At 43.3% G+C, this 22,883-nt stretch carries 23 protein-coding genes and 2 pseudogenes; all 25 read left to right on the forward strand.

Annotated elements, in window-relative coordinates; genetic code table 11:
- The first annotated feature begins 2 nt into the window (after positions 1 to 2).
- The 25 genes and pseudogenes from ANCC_RS01220 (at position 3) to ANCC_RS01340 (ending at position 22,866) form a co-directional block, all read left to right on the forward strand.
- Positions 3 to 917: a DUF5688 family protein gene (locus ANCC_RS01220; RefSeq protein ID WP_006567818.1), complete on the forward strand. Its 915-nt coding sequence runs from the start codon at positions 3 to 5 to the stop codon at positions 915 to 917.
- A gap of 60 nt (positions 918 to 977) precedes the next feature.
- Positions 978 to 1,871 carry a DUF5688 family protein gene (locus ANCC_RS01225; protein ID WP_006567817.1) on the forward strand — a complete coding sequence of 298 codons (894 nt, stop codon included), beginning with the start codon at positions 978 to 980 and terminating at the stop codon, positions 1,869 to 1,871.
- A 50-nt stretch (positions 1,872 to 1,921) separates the two neighbouring features.
- The gene (locus ANCC_RS01230; protein WP_006567816.1) at positions 1,922 to 2,866 is read left to right on the forward strand and encodes a DUF5688 family protein; all 945 of its coding nucleotides are present in this window, start codon (positions 1,922 to 1,924) and stop codon (positions 2,864 to 2,866) included.
- Positions 2,867 to 2,886: 20 nt separating this feature from the next.
- The gene (locus ANCC_RS01235; RefSeq protein ID WP_006567815.1) at positions 2,887 to 3,849 is read left to right on the forward strand and encodes a DUF5688 family protein; all 963 of its coding nucleotides are present in this window, start codon (positions 2,887 to 2,889) and stop codon (positions 3,847 to 3,849) included.
- Between the two features lie 23 nt (positions 3,850 to 3,872).
- Positions 3,873 to 4,778 (forward strand): DUF5688 family protein, encoded by a 906-nt coding sequence (locus ANCC_RS01240; RefSeq protein WP_006567814.1) that lies wholly within the window; start codon positions 3,873 to 3,875, stop codon positions 4,776 to 4,778.
- Between the two features lie 9 nt (positions 4,779 to 4,787).
- Complete coding sequence (locus tag ANCC_RS01245; protein WP_006567813.1) at positions 4,788 to 5,720, forward strand: DUF5688 family protein; 933 nt, start codon at positions 4,788 to 4,790, stop codon at positions 5,718 to 5,720.
- 62 nt (positions 5,721 to 5,782) lie between these two features.
- On the forward strand, positions 5,783 to 6,724 hold the full coding sequence (locus ANCC_RS01250; RefSeq protein WP_233458277.1) for a DUF5688 family protein: 942 nt from the start codon (positions 5,783 to 5,785) through the stop codon (positions 6,722 to 6,724).
- Positions 6,721 to 7,626 carry a DUF5688 family protein gene (locus tag ANCC_RS01255; RefSeq protein ID WP_006567811.1) on the forward strand — a complete coding sequence of 302 codons (906 nt, stop codon included), beginning with the start codon at positions 6,721 to 6,723 and terminating at the stop codon, positions 7,624 to 7,626. The genes ANCC_RS01250 and ANCC_RS01255 overlap by 4 nt, the downstream gene beginning before the upstream one ends.
- Before the next feature lie 183 nt (positions 7,627 to 7,809).
- A complete protein-coding gene (gene dcm / locus ANCC_RS01260) occupies positions 7,810 to 9,324 on the forward strand; it encodes a DNA (cytosine-5-)-methyltransferase (protein WP_006567810.1) in 1,515 nt (504 codons plus the stop codon).
- 529 nt (positions 9,325 to 9,853) lie between these two features.
- Positions 9,854 to 10,078, forward strand: coding sequence for a DUF5049 domain-containing protein (locus tag ANCC_RS01265; protein WP_006567809.1), 225 nt, complete (start codon positions 9,854 to 9,856; stop codon positions 10,076 to 10,078).
- Positions 10,079 to 10,103: 25 nt separating this feature from the next.
- The gene (locus ANCC_RS01270) at positions 10,104 to 11,156 is read left to right on the forward strand and encodes a hypothetical protein (RefSeq protein ID WP_006567808.1); all 1,053 of its coding nucleotides are present in this window, start codon (positions 10,104 to 10,106) and stop codon (positions 11,154 to 11,156) included.
- A 92-nt stretch (positions 11,157 to 11,248) separates the two neighbouring features.
- Complete coding sequence (locus ANCC_RS01275) at positions 11,249 to 12,073, forward strand: hypothetical protein (protein WP_006567807.1); 825 nt, start codon at positions 11,249 to 11,251, stop codon at positions 12,071 to 12,073.
- A gap of 23 nt (positions 12,074 to 12,096) precedes the next feature.
- Positions 12,097 to 13,011, forward strand: a complete 915-nt coding sequence (locus ANCC_RS01280) for a hypothetical protein (protein ID WP_006567806.1) — start codon at positions 12,097 to 12,099, stop codon at positions 13,009 to 13,011.
- A 23-nt stretch (positions 13,012 to 13,034) separates the two neighbouring features.
- Positions 13,035 to 13,451 (forward strand): hypothetical protein, encoded by a 417-nt coding sequence (locus ANCC_RS01285; protein ID WP_006567805.1) that lies wholly within the window; start codon positions 13,035 to 13,037, stop codon positions 13,449 to 13,451.
- 30 nt (positions 13,452 to 13,481) lie between these two features.
- The gene (locus ANCC_RS01290; RefSeq protein WP_008724729.1) at positions 13,482 to 13,922 is read left to right on the forward strand and encodes a hypothetical protein; all 441 of its coding nucleotides are present in this window, start codon (positions 13,482 to 13,484) and stop codon (positions 13,920 to 13,922) included.
- A gap of 112 nt (positions 13,923 to 14,034) precedes the next feature.
- Positions 14,035 to 14,358 (forward strand): plasmid mobilization protein, encoded by a 324-nt coding sequence (locus ANCC_RS01295; RefSeq protein ID WP_006567803.1) that lies wholly within the window; start codon positions 14,035 to 14,037, stop codon positions 14,356 to 14,358.
- A gap of 2 nt (positions 14,359 to 14,360) precedes the next feature.
- Entirely contained in the window at positions 14,361 to 15,815 is a 1,455-nt protein-coding gene (locus ANCC_RS01300; protein ID WP_006567802.1) for a relaxase/mobilization nuclease domain-containing protein, read from the forward strand.
- Positions 15,805 to 16,371 (forward strand): hypothetical protein, encoded by a 567-nt coding sequence (locus tag ANCC_RS01305; protein ID WP_006567801.1) that lies wholly within the window; start codon positions 15,805 to 15,807, stop codon positions 16,369 to 16,371. The genes ANCC_RS01300 and ANCC_RS01305 overlap by 11 nt, the downstream gene beginning before the upstream one ends.
- A 29-nt stretch (positions 16,372 to 16,400) precedes the next feature.
- Positions 16,401 to 16,808, forward strand: a complete 408-nt coding sequence (locus ANCC_RS01310) for a hypothetical protein (protein WP_006567800.1) — start codon at positions 16,401 to 16,403, stop codon at positions 16,806 to 16,808.
- 132 nt (positions 16,809 to 16,940) lie between these two features.
- Entirely contained in the window at positions 16,941 to 17,837 is an 897-nt protein-coding gene (locus ANCC_RS01315; protein WP_006567799.1) for a hypothetical protein, read from the forward strand.
- On the forward strand, positions 17,830 to 18,279 hold the full coding sequence (locus ANCC_RS01320; RefSeq protein ID WP_006567798.1) for a hypothetical protein: 450 nt from the start codon (positions 17,830 to 17,832) through the stop codon (positions 18,277 to 18,279). The genes ANCC_RS01315 and ANCC_RS01320 overlap by 8 nt, the downstream gene beginning before the upstream one ends.
- The gene (locus tag ANCC_RS01325; protein ID WP_006567797.1) at positions 18,276 to 19,490 is read left to right on the forward strand and encodes a PcfB family protein; all 1,215 of its coding nucleotides are present in this window, start codon (positions 18,276 to 18,278) and stop codon (positions 19,488 to 19,490) included. The genes ANCC_RS01320 and ANCC_RS01325 overlap by 4 nt, the downstream gene beginning before the upstream one ends.
- Positions 19,490 to 20,725, forward strand: a pseudogene (locus ANCC_RS01330) (VirD4-like conjugal transfer protein, CD1115 family); the annotation flags it as partial. The gene ANCC_RS01325 and the pseudogene ANCC_RS01330, both read left to right, overlap by 1 nt.
- An 801-nt stretch (positions 20,726 to 21,526) precedes the next feature.
- Positions 21,527 to 21,947, forward strand: a pseudogene (locus ANCC_RS18040) (type IV secretory system conjugative DNA transfer family protein); the annotation flags it as partial.
- Positions 21,948 to 22,566: 619 nt separating this feature from the next.
- Entirely contained in the window at positions 22,567 to 22,866 is a 300-nt protein-coding gene (locus ANCC_RS01340) for a hypothetical protein (RefSeq protein ID WP_025531137.1), read from the forward strand.
- Positions 22,867 to 22,883: the final 17 nt, after the last annotated feature.

Consider the following 22,883-nt stretch of genomic DNA (forward strand, 5'->3'; position numbering starts at 1 on the left):
GTATGGATTATTTTAATTTCAAAGAAGAGTTTCTCTATCAGTTCATTGACCTGATGGAGAAAAGCAAAACGTTAGGAGCGTTGAACTTGGTTATGGAAGGACTACCAGGTGAATCAATCACAATGACTTTCAAGGATAGGTACTGCCCTATGGTCAGCATAGAGGAACTGTTTTTGAGAAGCCAGTATGAAATGCTGCCAGTCAGGATATTGGCTTCGGAGACACTGCAGGAATTTCAGACGGCGGAAACCGGAGGTATCCGATTGAAGATGGATACGGTCAAGAATCCATTGTTTGTAGAGTTCCATGCAGTGAATGCAAACAAATACCAGATGAGGCTGGAAGAATTGGAGCTGCCGTATACCAGACTGGGAGATATGTGTATCTTTTATCGGTTCCGTGTGAAAGAGGAAAGTGAAAAACTTGTATACACCATGCCCGTAGATGAAGAGGACTTACAGCGGTGGGGAATGCATGTAGATCAACTGCATGCGTGCGTGTCAGACAATGCTTTCTCCCAGTATAGTGTGCAGATTGAACCGGTTGCAGCCGTTATACGGGAAGGCTTGGAGGCAGGCTTTACGCTTGGGAGAGGAAAGATTACAAATGAACGCGCAAGTGCCTGGCGGCTGACAGGTCCGGGAGGCGCGGCAGGCATGCTTTATAGGAATATTCTGGATGAATTTGCAGAAATGGTCAACACGGATCTGTACCTGCTTCCAGTAACAGCAGAGGAAACCGCTATATATGCCGCCGACCAGTATACACCTGCTGACCTTCAGATGCGTCTCGAAAGAAAAAAATCCTTAAAGGGATTTGTAAGCCATCCGTTGTCAGAGTCGGTTTTGTATTATAGTCTCAAGAGTAAAACCCTGACGGTGCACCAGTCTTCATTGGTGAAAAAAACCCTGGTCTAAGAGTCGGTACGGGAGTCTACAGATGCAGGAAATGGTAAATAGACGAAGAGGAGAACCAAAATGCGCGAATATGATGAAAACCATGCATATGAGGAAGTCCGGGAGGATTTCATTAAAGAATATAAGGCACAGCTAGAACGCAGAGGAAATGGGGAGAAGTTGGAAATAGTGGCGGAAGGTACTCCTTTTGAATCCTTTACATACAAAGGGAATGGACCTTTATTATGTACCAGTATCTCTATGGAACTGGTGTACAGAAATTGCTATATTTTTGCCATTCGAGAGATTGATGAGGCCGTATCTACTATCTTGGAGATTCAGGATGAGGCAGAATGGATATCCCCGGAGCGGCTGGAACAACTGGAACATGTAATAGTGTTTCCGGTAAATCTATCACATTGCAGGGATAAGCTGGAAGAAAATGATATTGCATATTTTCCCTTCGAAGATATGGCGATCACTTATCAATTCTGCATTGAGGACAATGAGAGGTCGTATCGCAGGGATGTTACAAGGGAATGGCTGAATAGGCAGGGGATAAATGCAAAGGAACTCTTTGAAAAAGTAAGGTATAAAGACCTGGAGCAAATTTGGGGCGAAATTAAAACCATAGAGCAGGTGGGAAAAAAATCAGAGGATTCACAGCAGGCTGCTTTGTATGGCGTCAATGGCTTTGGTGCTGCCCTTTATCCAAAAGTGATGGAGCAGGTAGTAAAAAAAATGGGCAGTGAAGTGCTGATTGTACCTGAAGAAACCTATACGGCTTATATTCAGACACCGGATATTATGAGTGCTGCAAAACTGCAAGAAGAATTACAGGAGGACAATCGTGTGAAACTGGTGACTGGCGATAGGCACCTTGTACTTTCTGGGAAGATATTTAAGTACGATACCGGCAGGAAAAACCTGGTCCCGGCAATGGAACATACCATTGAAAAGCATAGAGTGAAATGAAAACCGCTTTAATCGGGAGAAGCGCAGACGGCCAGAAGGGAAGGAGATAGATGTATTATTATAGTGAGAACGAAGCATATGACGAATTACGAGAGGATTTTATTGATGAATTTCAAGACCAGCTACAAGAAAGAGACAGAGGGGAGGAACTGAAGCTGATAGCTGAAGGCACGCCATTTGAAGCCATTATGCTGAAAGGTGGAGGGGAGTTAGTTTGCCCCAGTATTCCGATGGAATTGGTGTATCTTAACTGCTATGTTGCTGAGAACAACGAGTTAGACGAGGCGGTCACGCAGATTCTGGGTATATTTGATGGGGATGAGTGGATACCGCGCGAACAATTTGAGCAGATAGAGCATGTACTTATATATCCTATGAATTTGGCAGAATATGAGGATAAACTGGTGGAGGGAAACATTGCATATATGCCATATCAGGATATGGCGGTCACTTTCCAATTCTGTATTGAAAGAGGGGAGAGATCGTACTGCGGAGATGTTACAAAAGAGCATTTGGAAAAATGGGGAATCGGTGTGGAGGAACTTTTTGAGAAAGTCAGATACAAGGATGCAAATGAAATAGGAGTGGGTATCGTAAATATGTACGATTCACTTACAAACAGATATGAAAATGATAAAACAATCCTTTTTAGGCCGGCGGATGGTGTGCCATTGGAACTGAAGCAAGTCTACAATGTCTATGGTGTGAATGGCTTTGGTGCAATCTTCTATCCGAAAGTTATGGAACTGGTGTATGATAAATTAGGGGACGAGATGCTGATTGTTCCCAATGATGCCTTTGGTGCTTATGTCCATGCGCAAAGTGTTGGGAATCTGTCAGACTTATATGAGAGCCTGACCAGTGAGAATATAATGAAAGAAGAAACAGGGGAAATACGCCATAAACTATCTGAGCGGGTTTTTAAATACGATCTGGAAAGCAGAAACCTGATTCATGCAGTTCCTCCGAAAATTGAGAAACAAAAATTGAGATAGGTAGGTGGGTTAGTGGATTGATGAACTTAATAAACTATGACCAATTTAAGGTTGCTTATCTACAAAAAATAGCAGAACTTTTAGACCAGCATGGTTATTCCATCAGACCGGTCGTGATAGGGGAAGGGTTATCGCTGGAAAAGGCAACCCTGGATTTAGGCGATAAAATCTGTCATTGCATAGACCTTCAGGAAATTTATTCGGATTATTGCAAAAATGCTAGACCAATGTTTTCTATTGTGAAGGATACATTGGATTGTTTCCGGGAGTTTGGTACAGTACAAAGAGAACAGGTGGAATGCATAGAAAGTGTTTTAGCCTGTGTAACAAACTTTGAGAAAAGCAAAGAAATCCTGCGGGGTAAGGGTATACCATATTTGGCAGTAGGTGACATGGCAGTATATTTCAGGTTTGATTATGAGCTGCCTTTCGGCGGTACAATGGAAAGTATTGTAACAAAAGACCATCTCCTAAAATGGAAGTTTTCAGCCGAAGAATTATTCAATATTGTTAGGCAATGCGAGGCACAGAAAATCGGTGCCTGTGCTTATGACTGGGTGGAAAGCCTTCAACCATATGATTTTGGCCATATACCTGTGATTGCAAGAGCAGAAGATATCTACAATGCGCCATATGAGCTGTATGGATTGAACGGTGCCGGGGCGATACTTTACCCCGAAGTGCTGCGTCAATTTGAAGAGGCTTTTCATGAGCGGGTCATAATCGTACCGTATTCAGAACGAAAAGCGGCCATATTACCGGAAAGCCGTATACAGGATATGTGGGTACAAAGAAAAATCCGGGAGTATACGGAGGATACGGACGCGCGGTTATTTTTGTCCAGGCAGGTTTATTCGTATACAGAGGGGAAGTTTTACAGGCTCAAGGGTGGTATAGAACAATTACAGGCTGTCATTGATCAGAAATTGGAGACAACTATGAATCATGAGAAAACACTGGTCGGTAAAAAGCAAAGCAGATAAAATCTCAAGGAGGACAGACAAAGATGGAATATGAAGAATTCATCCAGTTTTTTACCCATGAAGTCAACTATAATTTAAAAATGCTGGGTGTTCCATGGCGGGCTAAGTATGAGAACACAGGCGGCAGAGAAGAAGTTTTGGTGGTAATCCATGGTGGAGGGCATGATTTTCCTCCGATTAAAGTTCACGATTATTACCAGGAGTTTTTGCAGGGGATGCCCTGGGGAGTCGCTGCACGGAAAGCAACACAGGATTTCTTTGATGATGAGAGCACAAAATGTGCACTGATGGATATGGGGCTTTTTCATGCAGATATGGTAATTCCCACTTTTATGAACACAGAGGAAAATGAGGAACTATTGAAAACCGTTCCATATTCAAGGTTTGAAGATTTAGCAGTTATACTTCAAATTGCATATCAGTCCCTGGGCGGTATCAATCTCAACCTTGTGGTAACAGACGATATCTTACAGGGATGGGGGCTGAGGTATGATGAACTTTATCAAATGGCCCTGGATAATCCGAGGAATGTTGAGTCTGTACAGATGATAGAGTTGCACAAGATGATAGATATTATATCACCCGATGAAACAGTAGAGGATTTACCTCCCTTCTATGTGGTAACGAATACTGGTCAACATTTAGGCGCTGCAGGTATTCTTTACAAAACCAGAATGTATGAACTTGCAGAAACTATGGGGGATGATATCTTATTGGTTCCTATGAGCGTTGACCATTTTTTGGCAATGCCGCTTTTAGACCAAAAGGGCATAGATTATATATCTAATGCACTACACAGTAGTAAAGAGGTAATCACTGGAAGTATAAAGCCCCTGTCTGGGAATCTATACCACTATAATTGTGAAACCGCACAGTTTCGTATGATTACTCCCAGCCAGTTAAAAGAAACGAAAAAACGAGGCAGATAGGGGGAGGGTTTGAGAAACGATAGATATTCAATCATAGAGAAAAGGGAATTTTATGAAACCTTTGTATATGAATTAAACAATAATTTACAAAAGATGGGATTAGGGTGGAAGGTGGTGCTGCCTGACCATATTTCGGATGGCTGTGTGATCAGTTTACAGGGCAGCCCAGAGAAAGGCTCAGAAATATTTCCTTTTGTAGCATATAACCGTCATACACAGTTGGGAGAACCCCTGTGGCTGGTAGTCAGGAATTCGCTAGAGTTTTTATTGCGGGATGACCGGATCACCAAAGCCGCATTTAAAGAGATGGGGGTGTTATCGCCAAATCTAGTAGTTCCGACATTGATGAACGCGAAAAGAAATCAAGAGGTATTGGACAATTTCCCACATAAGCTATATGGAGACGGGGACCTTGCCATTGTATTGAGGATTATTTATCATTCAACAGATTGTTTGCTTGAAGATATGCACCTTAATTTAAGAGTGACAAGTGAAATGCTGAATGAGTTTGGAATGGATTTTGATACCCTTTATCAGTGGTCGCTTGATAATCCGGAAAATCAAAGGGCTGTTTCCGTGGAACCGTTTGGGACAGAACCGGAAAAGAAGGATATCTACATTATGACAACAGAGAGCTTTTACTGGGGTGCTTCTGCTTTTTTATACAAAGAAAAAGTACACGAGCTGTCAGATAAACTGGGTGGCGATATGATACTATTTCCTACAAGTATCAATCAATGCGTGGCATTATCAAATAAAAACAGGGACGGAAGAAAATGGATTCAGGAAACCCTCTACGACTCTAAACAAAATGGTTTTCAGCAGAGGGAAAAAGATTTATCCGATTATATTTATGTTTATAGCCGGAAAACAGATGAGATCCGTAAAACAAGTCAAAGGATGCGGCAGAAGCCAAAAGTGAATAAAAACCATAGCAGGTGACTTTTCAGAGCGATTCAGAAAAGAACCTGCTTTTTTCATTTAATCATAAAGGAGATAAGAATATGAACCTCAAATTATATAAACAGTTTTCAGATGCTTACCAGCAATGTATTCGTTCCGCTTTTGAGGATTCCGCAATTCGCGGGGAAGTTAGAACGGTGGCTAGGGGTCTCCCGACCGAGGGAATCACAATTTTATTTGAGCAGGAGGGGCGGTACTGCCCCGTCATTCCGGTAAGGGAGGCTTTTTTGAGAGCGGAGATGTTTGACACCTGGGAAGAGGAATTGGCAGACCGGGCGATGGAAGTGTTCTCTGATGCGGAAGCGGAAGATCTGCGTATTGCAGTAGGCCAGTTGGAACAGCCGGAATATGTGGCAGTATATGCCGCAAACCATAGAAGTGACCTGGAAGCCCTGAAAAAGAATGATATGCCTTACCAGGTTATGGGGGACATGGTGCTCTACTATATGTTTCACGCACCGCTGGGAGACGGGCGTTATTATCAGGCAGAAGTAACCAATAAACATCTGGCATCCTGGAAAATGAGAAAAAGTGATTTTCATAATTTTGTACTGGAACATTCGCTGGTATCCATGGAGAGCAAAATCTATCCGTTGTGTGAGAAGATTGAAAATGTGCTGGAAGGTATTTCGTGCTGTCTGAACAATGGAGAGGCAGAGGATAGCCTTGGTTATGTGGTCACGGGACCTGGAGGAGCGGCAAGTGTATTATACTGGGATACCTTACAGGAACTTAGCCGCCTGATGCCGGATAGCTTTTATATTTTGCCATATTCAGAGAGGGAGGCTTATATCCTGCCTGATACTATGGGAGCACTGGCACCAGCATTTTCCATTGAAGATGTCCACAAGAATGGGAACCGTCAGGTTCGACACAGCTTGGCTGGGTATGCCATATCAAGTCATGGTTTCCACTATTCACCATCGGAGAACAAGAACAAATTGCTGACCATACGCGAATGGTTGAAGGGTGTAAATGAATGACATATGAAGAATATAAACAGGGACTGATTACAGAACTTGGGCGTCACATTGATGAAGAGCATCAGAGATTGATAGTAATAGCAGAAGGTACGGACAATGAGGAAATAGCCCTTGAACTTATGCAGCCGCCTGTGTGTAGCCAGTCATTGTCAATCCATAGCTTATATAGACAGTGGAAAGAAGGCGAATTAACGGCCCAGGTAAGCAGTATCTGCGATTATTTTGAAAAAAAGCGTGCTATTGAAACGATTGAGCAGTTAGAAAATGTTACGATTTGGGCGGCTAATTTTGAAAAGGCAGCCGAAAAGCTGGAAGGGAATGATATACCATATCTGCCTGTTGGGGATATGGCTGTATATTTTCAGTTCTTTGATGAAGTCTATGACGAGGATGAACAGTGGCCTCTGGATTATAAAAGACCTGTCCAAAATGAACATTTAAAGCAGTGGGGACTTACGGTACAGGAATTATTTGATAAAGTCAAATATTTCGATATGAATGAACGCTTTCAGACGGTTTTGGATACGAGCAGAGCTGTTCTGGCTCATACATTAGGGGCATTAAGCGGGGCGCTTCCAGACACAAAAGACTATTACGGGGTGTACAGCGAGAATGGGATTGCAATCATGTTCTATCCCGAGGGTTTGAGTGAAATCTCAAGGCGTTTGGATGATGACCTGTATGTTATGCCGTTATCAAATGATAAAATCCTTGTCTGTCCAATATCAGGACACAGTTTGGAAACTTTGCAGGAAATAGTAAAAAAGAGCAATGAGATGGATAAAAGAGCAGAAGTGTTCCCTGTCCAGGTCTCTAATATGGTGTTCCAGTTTGATGCCGAAAGCCTTGCAATCCAACCGGCGGCACAGATAGAGAAAAAAACGAGACATAAGGCAAGATAAGATGAAGGCAAATCTTTGAAAGGGGGTGGTTAAGCCCAATCCAATAAAAATTCAGCAGTCATAGAAATTTAATTTGTACCAGTAGCTCGTAACTTATTCGGAAACTGATTACATTCAAACATTTGAAAGGAGGTAAGAGGTAATCCCGGGTAAAATGTGTAGCTACACCCTCTAAGAAGGGAATTGGATTATAAATTAATAAATTTTTGTGAGTTTGACAAATATGCAGTAAAAAGTTATTGCGCCATACATGGGGTTGACGAGAGTGCCAACCTTGGGGATATTACGAAAGTTGATGAGAAAAAGCTACCTTATTTCAACTTTATCTGCGGTGGAAGCCCGTGTCAGGATTTCTCCCTAAGTGGGAAGCTGGCCGGTTCCGTCTGGAGGTGCAGAGATTGCGGGCATGAGGTAAACCCGCTGCAGGTACATTGGAGCAAACGGGATTTTTGTGAAAAATGCGGCTCAAAGAATCTGGATAAAACAAGGTCCTCTCTCCTTGTAGAGTGGCTTCGGGTTATCCGGGAAGTAAAGCCGATGTTTGGAATTTATGAGAATGTAAAAAATATTGTTCAGGCAAGGTTTCTAAACAGCACATTCCGTCTATTTGAGCAGGAATTGCAGGAATATGGATACAACACCTATTGGAAGATATTGAACGCGAAAAATTATGGGATTCCGCAAAACCGGGAACGGGTATACCTCGTCCTGATTAAAAAGGAATGTGATAATGGAAAATTCGTATTCCCAGAGCCAATGGAAAACGGGAGGCGGCTGATGGATATCCTTGAAGATGAGGTAGATGAGAAATATTATCTGTCAGATGATAAAGTGCAGAAACTGATTACAGACATGAAGGAGCGGAAAGCGCTTCTGTATATGCCTGGGGAAGAGGAACTGAAACAGTGGGAAAATAAACTGTATAAAGTTGGACAGGTTCAGGGGTATCTTGGCGATCCCCAGACTGGCAGGGTATACTCTGCAATCGGTTCCAGCCCTACTTTGCTGGCAAGCGGTGCCGGAAGAAATAAAATAGCCGTGGTCGGAAGTATTGGAAATTCCCAACAGAGTGTTATACTATCAGGGATGGGAACTGCCAATACCCAGCTTGCGAGCCACGACCAGACAAAGATTTTGCAAGTGGGGGCAATCCGTGGAAGATATAATGAAGAGGGAAGAGTCGAACAGCACCTGGAACTAAAGGATAAGCCTTGGTGCAGCTATGCGATTACCTCCGTACAGAAGGATAACATCATTCTGGTGCGGCAGGACACCGTAAAAGGCTACGAGGAATGTATGGCAGAGGGAGTTGTAAATATCGCCTATCCGAATGCTGCCGGAAAACGGGGCCGGGTACAGGGACATGGGACCATCTGCCCGACAATCACTGCGCAGGGAAATTCCCTGTGCAGGCTGGAATCAATCCTTCGTATCAGGCGGCTTACACCATTAGAGTGCTTCAGGCTGATGGGTTTTGATGATGAAGATTACCAGAAGGTCCTGGAAGCGGGCATCAGTAACAGCCAGGCATATAAGCAGGCAGGAAATTCGATTGTAGTGAATGTCTTAACCAGTATTTTTGAAGCTTTATATAGCGCTATGCCTTACCTGTTTGAAGATGTAAAGATAGGAAGCTTTTTTTCCGGGATAGGTGCCTTCGAGAAAGCACTGGAACGATTTTATGGGAACCGTCAATGACAGAGATATAAAATCTTAATATAAAGAACATCAATGCAGAATGGATTGGGAAAAACAGAACTATTTTAAACAGCAGGTCAAGGGATGCTATCAAATGCGGCAACCTAGTATCAAAAACAAAAGTGGAATTCTGCTATCAGGTTTAATTGACTGATAGCAGATAACCTTGGAATGTGATATCACAAAGCCTTTGATGATATCATACTCCATACTGCCTGCTATCAGATATATGAAGCTGATAGCAGGCAGTATGTGATTTGAGGGGAAACTGCTGTCAGTTTCCCTTTTCTGCTATCAGATTTTCGCGTAATATCCGCGGAATTGATAGCAAAAAATTGTGAATGATATCAGCTTTTTGAGGCTGATATGGGGGTATTAGGGGATCTCCCCTAACAAGATGGATTTTGTACGGCAAAATCCGTATCTTGCAGAGGACTGGCAAAGCCAGTCCGGACCGGCCCCTTAGATTTTCAGAAGTAAAGAGGGCAAAAAGAAAAGGGAAGGAGCTGGAACTGTAATAGAACCTATTGTGAAAGAGCAGATATTGGTGGTCAGGGATACTGGTGAAACCAATATGTTTGACGTGACTGCAGTTACGAAAATTGCACTAAAAATGGGATTTCTCGAACTGGCGGAATATTTGCAGAACCATAAAAGCGAATATTGCCATTTTATTATATGGGGGAAAACTTCCGAACAAGAGCATCAGAAAAAGGAGGACATTCCCAAACAGGACAGACAGAAAAATAGATAATACAGAATGTAAAGGAGACAGAGTATTGAGGTATGAACCAGAGGAATTTGAACGATTAAAAGATTACGTGGACGAATTCATGAAGAGAGGACCATTGGGAGACATTTTTACCCCATTTTTCTATAAGCCGTATCCTTACAACCAAACCGAAAATGTTCTGGATACGCTCCGGTTTGCGGATGCCAGGAAGCTGCTTATTGATTACTTATATAAGGTCAGCCGTGCAAAAAGCATTGAGGTTACAAGGCAGACAGAAGGCTTGATCGGAGAACTATGGGAATATGGATATCCTGACAAAAATAGAGAGTCGGACTTTTTGAAAAATCTGGCCTGGGATATATGCAGAATGACAAAATCTGTTGATTACTGGCAATGGGAAGCGATGCGTTTACCAGGAGAATCGGAGTCGGACGTAGTGAGACGTACCTATCAGGAGATAAAGAATCCGGAGAAGCGGCGTGAGTTCATGCAATTCTGGATTGACTATTTGGAACGTATGAGGCCCAAATATGAACTGGAAATACAGGCTGCGGAAGTTTTAACAAGACTAAACAAAGGATTTACGCACATGGAAACTCCATTTATGGAGAGAATTAAGGTACTCGTAGAAAATAAAAAATTTTTAGATTCTCAAAAGTATCATGATGCCAGTATTTACTATATCCTAAAAAAAGAACAGGATGGGGCCGTCAGTTACAAGGGAGTTGCTGAATATGAGCAGGAAATGGCAGTCTATTTTTCTATTTCTAAGGAAGAAGTTACTGAAATTTATATAGGTGATACATCGGTTCATGAGGATCTGTTTAAACCGATGGAAGAAGGCTATAAAATAGCGGCGATTACGATGGATGGCCACTTTAATGTCTGGGACGAACTTGACAGGGAGGGCCTCGACGCGTTGCCCCATAGAGAGGGATTTGAGGATTACCTTATTTACTGTAAAGAAAGAAATATCACAGCGGCGTCTATTACAGCGTCTATCGGATGGAGTGTAGGAGATCTGCTTGATGAGGTAAAATTACAGAAGCAGGATTATATGAATCATGTGAGCCAGGCAGACAGAAAAAGGACTCGATAGTGAAAAAACTGAAATGGCAGGTAAACCGCCATGTAAAGGGCAGGGTAAGAAAAATGGCTATAACGGTTATTTAGAAAAGAGGAGACAGGACATTGAAATATGAACCGGAAAAGTTTGAAGCATCAGGGATACATGAGGTGAGAGAACTGGGAATGGGGAAGGATTTATCCAGGGATATCTGCAATATGCTGAACGCTGTTGGGGGTGGGGAATGGAATGCAGCGCGCTTACCCGGAGAATCAGAGGCACATGCGGTGGAAAGAATGTGCAGGGAAATAAATAATCCAGAGAAGAAACAGGAATTTATGCAGTTCTGGCTTGACTATCTGAAACGCAAGCAGCCAGAATATGGGCTGGAAATACAGATTGCAAGAGTCCTGACGGAATTAAATAGTCTGCCCCCAAAGATACAAAACCCCCAGATGGATGTACTCAAAGTGCTTTGTGAAAACAAAGAGTTTTTGGATTCGCAAAAGTACCAGGGAGCCATTATCTATCATATTTTAAAAATGGAGGCGCACGGAGAGGACACCTATCAGGGATTGGCAGAATATGGGCAGGACAGGGCTGTTAGTTTTTCTCCTTCTGCGCATAAGACTGTTGAATTTAATATTGGATACGCATATACAGATAAATATCTGTTTGGGCTGCTGGAGGAAGGGTACAAAATTGCTGCAATGACAATGGACGGCCATTTGGACGCCTGGGAGGAACTGAGCAGGTGGGGCATTGGAGCAATCCCCCATAAAATGGGGGTAGCGGATTACCTGGAATACTGTAAAGAAAACAACATTTCAGCAGCGGCTATTAAGGCTGCTACTGGGTGGGAGGTATTAGATTTATTTAAGATGGCAGAACTGGAAAAACAGGACTCTGCTTATAAACCGCACCTGGAGAGCAGACACAACAGCCGTTGATAAAGAAATAGGTGAGGTGGAATATGGAAGCAAAACAGACAGAAACTGAGAGATTGATCTATGACAGTAAGGAGTATCTGAAACGAAACCACTTTGGAGAATACACCCTGCTGTATATCTTGAACAAGGACAGGGTGAAGGGCAGCCCATACCAATATGCAGCAGTTGCGAGTACCGATGAAGCCAGGTTATTTTTCAATGTGTACGCTAAGGAAGACCAGCCTGATATTTACCGGATTGGAATGTGCAGTACAGATGATGACCTGTTCTATGACTTGGAATTTGATGATTGTACGATAGCAGCCATGACAATAGAGGGCCATTATGATACATGGGAGGAACTGGCTGACACCCCATTGGAGGAAATTACATATTTAGGGGGACTGGAAACTTATCTGGAATATTGCAGGGAAAATAACATCACAAAGGAATCCATACAAAAAGCTGTTGGCTTGGAGGTGTGCGACATTATGGAGAGACTGGATAAAAATAAGAGTATTCCTTTACAGGGAATGGATGAGGAGTACCAGCAGCTACAGAAGGTTGTGGATACAATCCTAAATGGAACAGATGAGCGTGATTTGAGATTGGCGCAGGACATGCTGAATGGTATATGGTCTATTGATCAAAAGGAACCTATTTTAAAGCGCACGGATTTACAACAGGCTGCCTGCGATATCTGTATTTTAGTCCGGGATCATATGCCGGAGGTTTGGGCGGAAAAGCTGCAGTCTGGAGATACCGAAGTTGACCTGGCAAAAGAGACATACGGCAGGCTGGCAACATTATATGGAAGGAAGACCGAAGCGCAGTTTCTGCGAAATGCTGAGATGGGGGAACTTCCGGAGACGGCCCGTAAAAAAATAAGTGAGATTCTGGCGGTATTAAAAAAGTATGAAAACAAGGATAAGAAGCCGCTATCAGGACATAGCCGGTAGGATACCGGGCAAGGAGGCATTATTTGAAACAATTGAATACGGCCACGGAACTGCTGGCCTATCTCGATGACTTTTCTATACCATTTTCACTGAATGAGGAACATGCCCAGGTTCTGTTGGACTATATGGAGGGAAGTGCCTATGGGCTACACGTAGATGAAAAAGGGCAGCTCTATTGGGTGGATTTAGAGGGAGAACAAATAGAAGAAATCACCATGGACGAGGTTACATTCCTTGCCTGTGAATGGAACAATGAATTCATCTTAGATTCCAGACAGAGACTGGAAGAGAAAGCTGGAAGCAGTGAAGAGAGGGAAATCATAGACAGGATAAAACAGCTAAAAAAAGATGAGAGGCTGTTAGACGATATATATGAACAGACCTCCTTATGGAAACAGGTAAATCAAAAAGCGACACCGGCGAAGAAAAATTCCCGCTGATAGAATGAATTATGGAAAGAAGGGGATGATTTGGGACGAATTGAAACATCTGGAAAATTAATGGAATATCTTGACGAGTTTGATATACTTTTTCCACTTACCCGCGCGGAGGCTGAACAGGTAGTGGGGTATACAACTAAAAGTGGCTATACATTAGAAACAGACGGCCACGGACAATTGTATAAGGTGGACATGGAATCTGGTGATTCTTTGGAGACGGATATTGACCAGGTGATTGATGCTGCGTGTGAGCAGAACTACAAGATGATATCTGATACCAGGGACTATTTTAAGTTAAGCAGACACTCTGAATGGCAAATTCTTCATAAAACCCTGGAAGGATTGAAAGCGGACGAGAAAATACTAAATGCCGCTTTCCAGAGGACCTATTATCAAAAGGAGCTGCGTGGAAAGATACAGGAAATCCTGCCTCCCGTGGATATCACGGCTGGGCGGAGATCAGTAAGATGATAAGTAAAGTATCAAGAGGGAAGGAATATAGCTGATTGCTGTGGTTCCTTCCTTTTCTTTTGCTGTTTATTCGATGAAAGGATGTGAGTAGAGACTGAGAAGCGTAAAAAAGATGAACTGCCGGAAAGAAATTCGGCTGTCATGCGAGGAATTGGAGGAGCTGAACAGGAAGGCAAAAGAGAGAGGGCTATCCGATTCGCAGTATCTGAGGATGCTGATAACCAACCGCCCCAGAGATTATCCGGAACTTCTGGAAGCATTACAGAATCTCACGAATGAGATAAACCATATCGGGATAAACATCAACCAAATTGTCAAAAACAACAACAGCGGCTTATACCATGAATCCGATAAAAAACGTCTGTATGTTTATATGAAGCAGATCAAGGAGGCAGTCATGCAGGTAGTCAGCCATTTGGACATAGCGGGTAATTAAGTATGGCTATCAGTAAAATTCTGCATATGGGATGTGCAAAATCGGGATTTCAGGCAAAGCATCTCGCAAATACGATTAATTATATTACGAAGGACAGCAAAACTGAAAATGGGTTGTATGTTTCAGGCCATAACTGTCTGCCGGAGACTGCACTGAAACAAATGCTGAACACTAAGCGAAGGTACGATAAGATGGGGGGACGCCAGGGATACCATATCATTATCTCATTTGAAGAGGCGGCAGATACCGTTGATAAAGATGTTGCCATGAAGATTATAGGGAAATTTGTAGAGGAGTACCTTGGAAAAGAGTTTGAGGCAGTCTATGCGCTTCATGATGATACCGATCATATCCACGGCCATATTGCATTTAATAGTGTCCGCTGTATTGGAGAAGGGAAGAAATATGATTACCGAAATGGTGATTGGGACAAAATCATACAGCCGCTTGTCAACAAAATCTGTGAAGAGTACCATATGGCAACGCTGGACATGGATAAAGTACGTCAGAACAGAAAGAAAAAAAAGGAACGCATCTGGGACCAGGGTAAAGATGGTAAATTTAGTTGGAATGATATGATCCGCCGTGACATCGACCAGGTGGCGGCCGAGGCGGAAAACTGGGATGAGTTCCTTATTGGAGTGGAGGAACGGGGATATGAGATAAAACAGGGAGCGCATATTCTGTTAAAGCCGCCAGGTATGGATAAGGGACGCAGGCTGGATACCCTGGGCGGCGATTACACAGAAGAAAAATTACGGGAACGGCTAAGTATCCCCATATCTGCAAGAGAAAAGGAACTGCCGGAGCCAGTATTGGAACTGCCGCCCAGAGTCAAAAAAGTGACTGGTTATATTCCCAGAAGAAAGTCCCCATTGACTGGATACCAGAAGATGTATTTTACAAAGTTATACCGGCTGGGCGTCCTAAAAAAACAGCCTTATTCCGATGCTTGGAAATATAAAGAAGATATCCGGAAACTTCATGAGATACAGGAGAAATATAATTTCATTTCGGCTTATCAGATACATACAGACAAGGACTTGGAAAATATCAGGAAAGCATTGGCTGAACAGGCAAAATCGCTTAGGCAGGAGAAAAAGAACCAAAAAGAGAACCGTGAAGCCAATACAGAGATATTTGAGCTTTGGGAAAAGCTCCAGGAACTGAAGGTTGAGGTTTCTTTATATGAGGAGGGGTATCAGGAATTTAAGGGAGAATACCTGCAGGCAGAGCAGCTAAAAACGCAGTTGTTGGATATGGGGTACACGTTTGAATCAGCAGAGCGGTTGTACCTGAATTTCCAGGAGAAAAATCGCCGGCTCAATGAGGTTCTTGCGGAGGTAAGACGACAGCAGAGGATAGGGAAGAAAATCATGCAGGAGCAAAAGGAGAGAATGCAGAGCAGAGACAAGCAGAAAAGCAGGGAAAGAGGAGGAGAAAGTCGTGATCTATGAGCAGGATAAACTGGAAAAACTGGCTTCTGAAATAAAAAAATATCTTTTGGAATGTAAGCTGGGAGACGCATATATTGAGAGCTTCCGTGATTTAGTACCAGCAGGGGGGAAAATACCTGGGATTAGAGCGGTCTTAGACAATCATAGATTGAGGGACCATCTAACCTGCTTTTTGATGTACCGTTCTTCGCTCTTACCAGACCAGGACAGAAAGCAGGGCGTGAGTCTGGCAGATAAATTAGATGAGGTCGGAGCTGTCAGGAAAGCAGATAAGAAGGAAGAAATGGCGGAAGTGGCATGGGAACTGAACGAAGTGATGAAGGAAACAGACTTTATCCATTATCTTGATGCAGGATACATGAGAGCCGGGGACAACCAGTCCGATCCGGTAAGACGTATCTACAGGGATATTGGAGACCGGGAAAAGCGCCAGGACATCATAGACTATTTAGAGACTGTTTTGGAAAAAGTTCACAGTGAAAAAATTATGGCTCTTATTTCTTCTTTAGAGAATATAACGGATAAGGTTCCGGCCCGATCAGGAAAGGTACGGTAGGGGATTGCTTGATATATAGGAGGAATAATTTGAAGTATCAATTTTTCGACAATGATGGGAAAGTGACTGAATCAGAACAAAAAAGTTATACAGACGCACTAAAATTTGCAGAGGAGCGAGGCATTACATGCCTATCCATGCCATATAAGCTATTCATTGCGTCTTTTCGTGAAAAAATCAAATTGCTGGAAAGCCACACCCAGTATAGTAAGATTTCGGAATATGCAGAAAAAATGATTATCTTGAACCAGGGTGCAGGATATCAGGCCATAGCTGCGAATGATTTCATGAAAAAAATTATTGTAACACCGATTGACGATATTAGGGGATGGCTTGAGGAACATGGAAAAAGCGAGTTTGAACCAGTATCCCAGGATTGGCAGGAAGGTAAGGCGGAAAAACAGAAAAATAAAGCAAATTCCCCAAAAGTAAGATAAGAAATGAATCGAGAGGCAGCCGATTGGATTGTCTTTTTTTATTGCAGGAGGCAGATATGACAATAGAAGAACAGAAATATTTAGAAGAGTGCCGTAAAAAGCTGGGGGGCGGACCAGATTGAAGTAATACAGATGGCTTTCCAATACGGGCTGGGCATTAAAGACGTGCGGCGGGTTGCAATCCCAAAGCTTAATGCGGAGCAGATGCGTCAGACCGTTTTTGCAATGCTTGAAGATGTAGACGGGGAACTGGTTGATTTGTGCTGTCAGGGCACATTTGACCAGTACCAGATACCGGAAATTGTTTCTGGTTCCGTCTCTGGGCTTACGAAGGAAGAAATCATGTCCTATGCGACACCGGATCTGCCGGCGAGCCGGATGAAAAAAATGAGGACACAATTGATTGAGGCCAAAAAGAATGCTGGTAATTCCGCAGAAGGCGCGGCGTTTAAGGAGTATACAGAAAACCTGATAAAAATGATGGAGACATCTCTGCAGCAGTTTAAAGAGAATAACGAGAAGTTTGAGGTGCTCTCAACACTGGTGAAAGAACACGTCCTGGACGAGAAAAACCAGGAGATTAAGGATTTATATGAGAACCTAAAAGATAAAGACAGTTTGATCAAAAAACTGCAGGAAGAAGCTGCGGTGCAGGAAACACAGATAAAGAAGCTGGAGGAGGAACTTACAGCGGCAAGAACACGGTCAAATGCCGAAGTGGTTGAGGGAAAGACAGAGAAGGTAACTGCACCTACCGTTCCTCCATCTTATTGGAGACCGCAGCCGCCGCAGACAAAAAAAACTATCCTTGAGAAGCTGTTCCCGCAGAAGACATCGGATATTCTGGATAAAATCGCTGCGGAAGGATTATCGTCAGAACAACTTGAAGAAGTCAGGTCTGCCTTTGATTCAGGATTGGCCGATGATGAAGTAAAGCGGATTATCAAAAAGGAATTGACTGCTGATAAAATGCGGAAAATGCGTGAGATTATGCTGCTGGTACGGGAAAGGAGACATACAGATGCGTGAGGCTGGTGTGGTGTCATTAAATATCAGAATGGTCCGGGAGTGCTACCAAATGATGGATTTAATGGAAAAGCAGGACTTTGTATTTACCCAGGAGGATAAAAGGATACTTTTAGGTTATGCGTTCCATCAGCAGGACTTAGACTGTGTGCATGATGCGGTCATTCATATCGCTGCGGTCAGGGAAAAGGAAAAATCCCAGGGGAACCTGGAGGCTGGGATTATAGAGCAGTATGCCATCCGGGGCGGGAGCGAACTGCAGGAGAGAATCAAAGAGTATATCATACAGTTAGAAGTGGCAAATATCAATCAGGAAATAGCAAATCAGTTACTTGTGAAAATCCTGCAGGATAAGAATGTGGACTATGAACTGGACCGGATGCTGGAGGAGCTGCGGAAACGCGAAGATGAAAAGAAAAAAGAGAATGAAGCAGTTAGGAGGTGAGTTCTATAGGAGAAATACAGGAAGCTACCCAAATCCTGCGGGTGTCATTTGAGGGAATTGAGATATTCATGAAAATTGTCGGAGGCGGGCTTCATACGGCTAAGGATATTGGAAAATTCATCGGCAGGTTGGTGGAGATGGAACGTTTATCCGGAAGGACAACCGTAAAAGACCTTCTTAAAACAGGAGGCGATTTGCAGGTTTTCCGTTTTGATACGACTGATATTAATAAGGTGAAAAAGCTGGCTGATAAATATAAAATCCGCTATGCACTCCTTCCAGATATCAATAAAGCGGATGGTAAAAGTGAAATCCTTTTTCATTCTGATGCCACACCTAGAGTGAATCAAATCATGGGGGACATCGAGGGGAGCAAGATTGAATCAATCCAGGATTATCTGGATAACGGGGAGGAGAAGGAACTGAAAGAGACTTACGGGATAGACAAGAAGGATATGTCGGACCCAAACAAGCAGAGCGCCCCTAAAGAACAGTCCATCTCTCCATGGGGATTTAAGGCAGTTGGGACATATCTGGCACAGACACCAGGGGCGGGTGTTGGGGAAATCAGTAATGCCATAGATATGCCATGGGCGGAAGTAGAGCCTGTACTGAAATATATGGAAAGCCTGGGAATCCTGGAGATCAATGACGATGGCAGCATGGCCTTTAAAATGGACAAACAGGAGTTTGCTGCGTATGAGAAACAGGGAAAATGGCAGCATGCGGAGGACATGGAGCCTATTGTGCGGGGGATGGAGCAGCCGCATAAGGCAGAGGCTGCACAGAAGCAGATGTCTGAGATGAATAGCCGCCAGAGGAAGGTACTGCAGCATGCAAAGGAAGCTGTCAGAGACGATCCAAATATCCATCAGATTTTTATTGCCAGGAGCCTTGCGGTGGAAGAGACTGAAAAGAGAATTCTCACACGGATTCCGTTCAAAAAGAATGAGTACCTGTGGATAGATAAAAATTCCATATCCCATATCAGTGAGGAGAAGAGGACCATATTTACAAATCTTCAGAAGGATAAGGAATACAGTGTGGTGAATAACGAGGGGCAGGTGATTGGAAAACGCACCGGTGAAGAGCTATACAGCCAGAGTTATGATCCGGTCTTAAAGGAAACCAGAGACATGCTGCACAAGAAAAAAGAAGAAAACCGGAAACTGCAGATGGCAGGCCAACTGAAAAAGCGGGGAGGAAGGTAATGGAAAATAAGAAAAAAACTTCTGTCTGGCTGATTGTACTTGGTGGTGTGCTGGCGGCATATGGCGGGTATCTTCTTAATGGCATCTGGGAACAGGGGATTGATATCAATACCTTTATGGAGCGTCTTAACATGGTTATGGCCCGCCCATTTGGAAATTACTTTAATGATACAACTTTTAAGGGGATATTACTTGCAGAATTCGTATATATGATTGCGATTGCCATGTATCTGACCAGCAGGAAAAACTATATGCCGGGAAAAGAATATGGTACAGCCAAATTTGCAGATATCAAACAGGTGAATCAGGTGTTAGCCGAGAAGGACGAGACAGAGAACCGCATACTAAGCCAAAATGTCCGTATGAGGATGGATTCGCGTAAAACGAAGCTGAACTTGAATACTTTGGTCATCGGGGGAAGTGGAGCGGGAAAGAGTTTCTTCTTTTGTAAGCCTAATTTATTACAGCTTAACCGTTCTTCTTATATAATCACTGATCCGAAAGGGGAAATTTTAAAAGCCTGCGGGGGATTCTTACAGAAACACGGTTATGTTGTCAAAGTCCTGAATCTGCTGAACATGGAAGAGTCTGACTGCTATAATCCATTTATGTATATCCGGAAGGAATCAGATGTCGTAAAATTAATTACAAACCTGATCGCCAATACAACCCCGAAAAACTCCCAGAGCAGCGATCCCTTCTGGGAGAAAGCAGAGTCGCTATACCTGCAGGCGCTGTTCTACTATGTTTGGCTGGAATGCCCCAAAAGTGAACAGAACTTTTCCACGGTACTGAAATTACTGGGAGAAGCAGAGGTACGTGATGATGGCTCGCCATCGGACTTAGACCGCAGGATTAAGCGCCTGGAGCGTAAAAAGGGAAGCAATCATCCAGCAGTCAAACAGTATTATAAAGTAATCAGAGGAGCGGCTGATACGGTCCGGAGTATTGTAATCAGTGCAAATTCCAGACTGGCTTTTTTGGAAAATCCACAAATCCTCCGTATCCTGGACCATGATGATATCAATATCCCGGAGATAGGGGTGGGAAGAAATGGTGACGGAAAGACAAAAACAGCTCTTTTTTGTGTGATTCCGGATTCCGATAAATCGAACAACAGCATTGTAGGGCTGCTTTACAGCCAGATATTCCAGGAACTGTACTTCCAGGCTGACTTTATTTACGAAGGAAGATTACCAATCCATGTGACCTTTATGCTTGATGAGTTTGCTAATGGTGTGACACGTTCTGCGTCCAAAACGGTAGAAATAACCGACAAAACCGCAGCCTGAAGCCATGAATGGCTTTGGAGAACTGCATAACTGAAATCTCAAATGATGGGGTAACGCCCGGAAGGGGATTCACTGATACTCCGAGTAGCGTCAGCCAGATACAGTGGCTGGGGTTATAAGCGCGGGAAAGTCGTGCGAAGCACACCCTAACGCTGAAAGGCGAGGAAAGATTCATAGAGGTATGAGTTGTGTGTGACAGTGCGGGTGGGGCTGCCATATGGCTAGAATGACCCAAAGGAGGTCTGACAAAGTTCCGAATGTACGGCTCTAAACAAATAGCCTGTAGAAATGCAGGTGTACCAGGGGTACGCAGGCGGGGCAAAGTAAAATTTGTTAGTATGAAATGCCTTCTGTGCTTATAGGGCATAGGTATCTTGAGGATTTTCCTTGAAGATAATGCTTGCAGGGCTAAAGGAGCGGCCTAAGTGGTAGCAATCCTAAGTTATGTGGAACGTGGAAAGCAGCCAATACGGGAGCTGACTGTATCAGCGACAAAGTATCGTAGTTGCAGCGAAAAGGAAGGGGGAGAAAAACTTCTATAATAAGTGCATTAGTGGTTGTGAGAGTAGAGGCACAGTACCAGGGAAACCGTGATAATAAGCGGTGGAGGGATAGCCTCAAGCCGATACTAAGAGATTATGTTCTTAGTCGGGGGAGCGCCGTGTGATGGGAAACTATCATGCACGGTGCGGGGCAGGGGAAAAACCCGAGGCGGCAGTGCCAGAGGTTTACCTATTGCCATTTGCATTACCGGATGATTATTGCAGTTTACTTAGTACCATGAGGTCACGAGAAATTTCATCGATCATTATTATACAGAACCTTGCGCAGATTAAAGCATTGTTTGAAAAGACATGGGAGGTCATCCCGGGGAACTGTGACACTTTGGTCTACCTTGGCGGGAATGAACAGAGTACACACGATTATATTTCTAAGATGCTCGGGAAGGCTACGGTAGATAAGCGGAGTTCTGGTGAAACAAGAGGAAAAAATGGCAGCAGCAGCCGGAACTTTGATGTGCTGGGAAGGGAACTACTGACACCGGATGAGGCCAGAAAGCTGGATAATAAAAAGTGCCTGATCTTTATCCGGGGATTTGACCCGATTGTAGATTCAAAATACAATACCCCGGCGCATCCTCTTTTCAAGGAGACGTTTGATGGAGGCGCACCACCATATCATCATACACCAATCCGTGAGAAAAGTACAGTGCCAGCCTGCGAATTGCTGAACCGGCAGTCTTTTGAATATTATGAACGCCAGAGGGACCAGGGGCTGAATGTTCAGATAGATGAAATAACACTGGACGAATTGCTGTCATTGCAGGAACCTGATATGCCGGCAAAGATATTTTCAGAAGATGAACTGAAAAAGAACCGCAAAATAACTGAAATCGAGAATATAGAAAAGCAGGATTTGGGACAGATTACAGAAGAGCAGTTTAATGAAATGCTAATAAATAATGATTATACATTAGAGCAGTTAGAAGAAATACGTCTTGGATTGGTAGGAGGTCTTTCCTACCAGGATATATTGACTTACTTTAAATCAGATAAAAGTGCCGGACAAATGCGTGAAATACGCGAACAACTGACCGGCCATCAAGAATCTTAATTTTCCCTATATTTCTTATGCCTAAGATGGCAGATATATGGGAATCTGTTGCAAAAAATAGAGGGCGCACGCAGCAGGTTCTTTTATACCTGCTATTTTTGCGCCCTTTTTTAAAGAAAAGGAGATTTTAAGTGAAGAATTTGACTGAAAAAAAGAAAAAAGCAAAAAAAATGATTAACAGAATCAGCAGTATAACCGCTGGGGCAGCCATGGCAACCATGTTATATACAACAAATGTATATGCGTCTGGCGCGGAAGTGGTGACGGCACCTTTGAATAATCTGAAGAATCTCGTAATTGCCATCATAGGTGCCGTTGGCGTGATTATCCTTGCAAAAAACGTAATGGAGTTTGCCCAGTCTTACCAGCAGCAGGATTCGAGTTCCATGAATTCTGCGATAAAGGGCATCGTTGCCGGCTTGATTATGGCGGGGATTAGTACAGTCCTCACGTTCCTGGGTATCAGTTGATTGTGCTGTTTTAATGA

The organism is Anaerostipes caccae L1-92 (assembly GCF_014467075.1).
GTDB classification, from domain to species: domain Bacteria; phylum Bacillota; class Clostridia; order Lachnospirales; family Lachnospiraceae; genus Anaerostipes; species Anaerostipes caccae.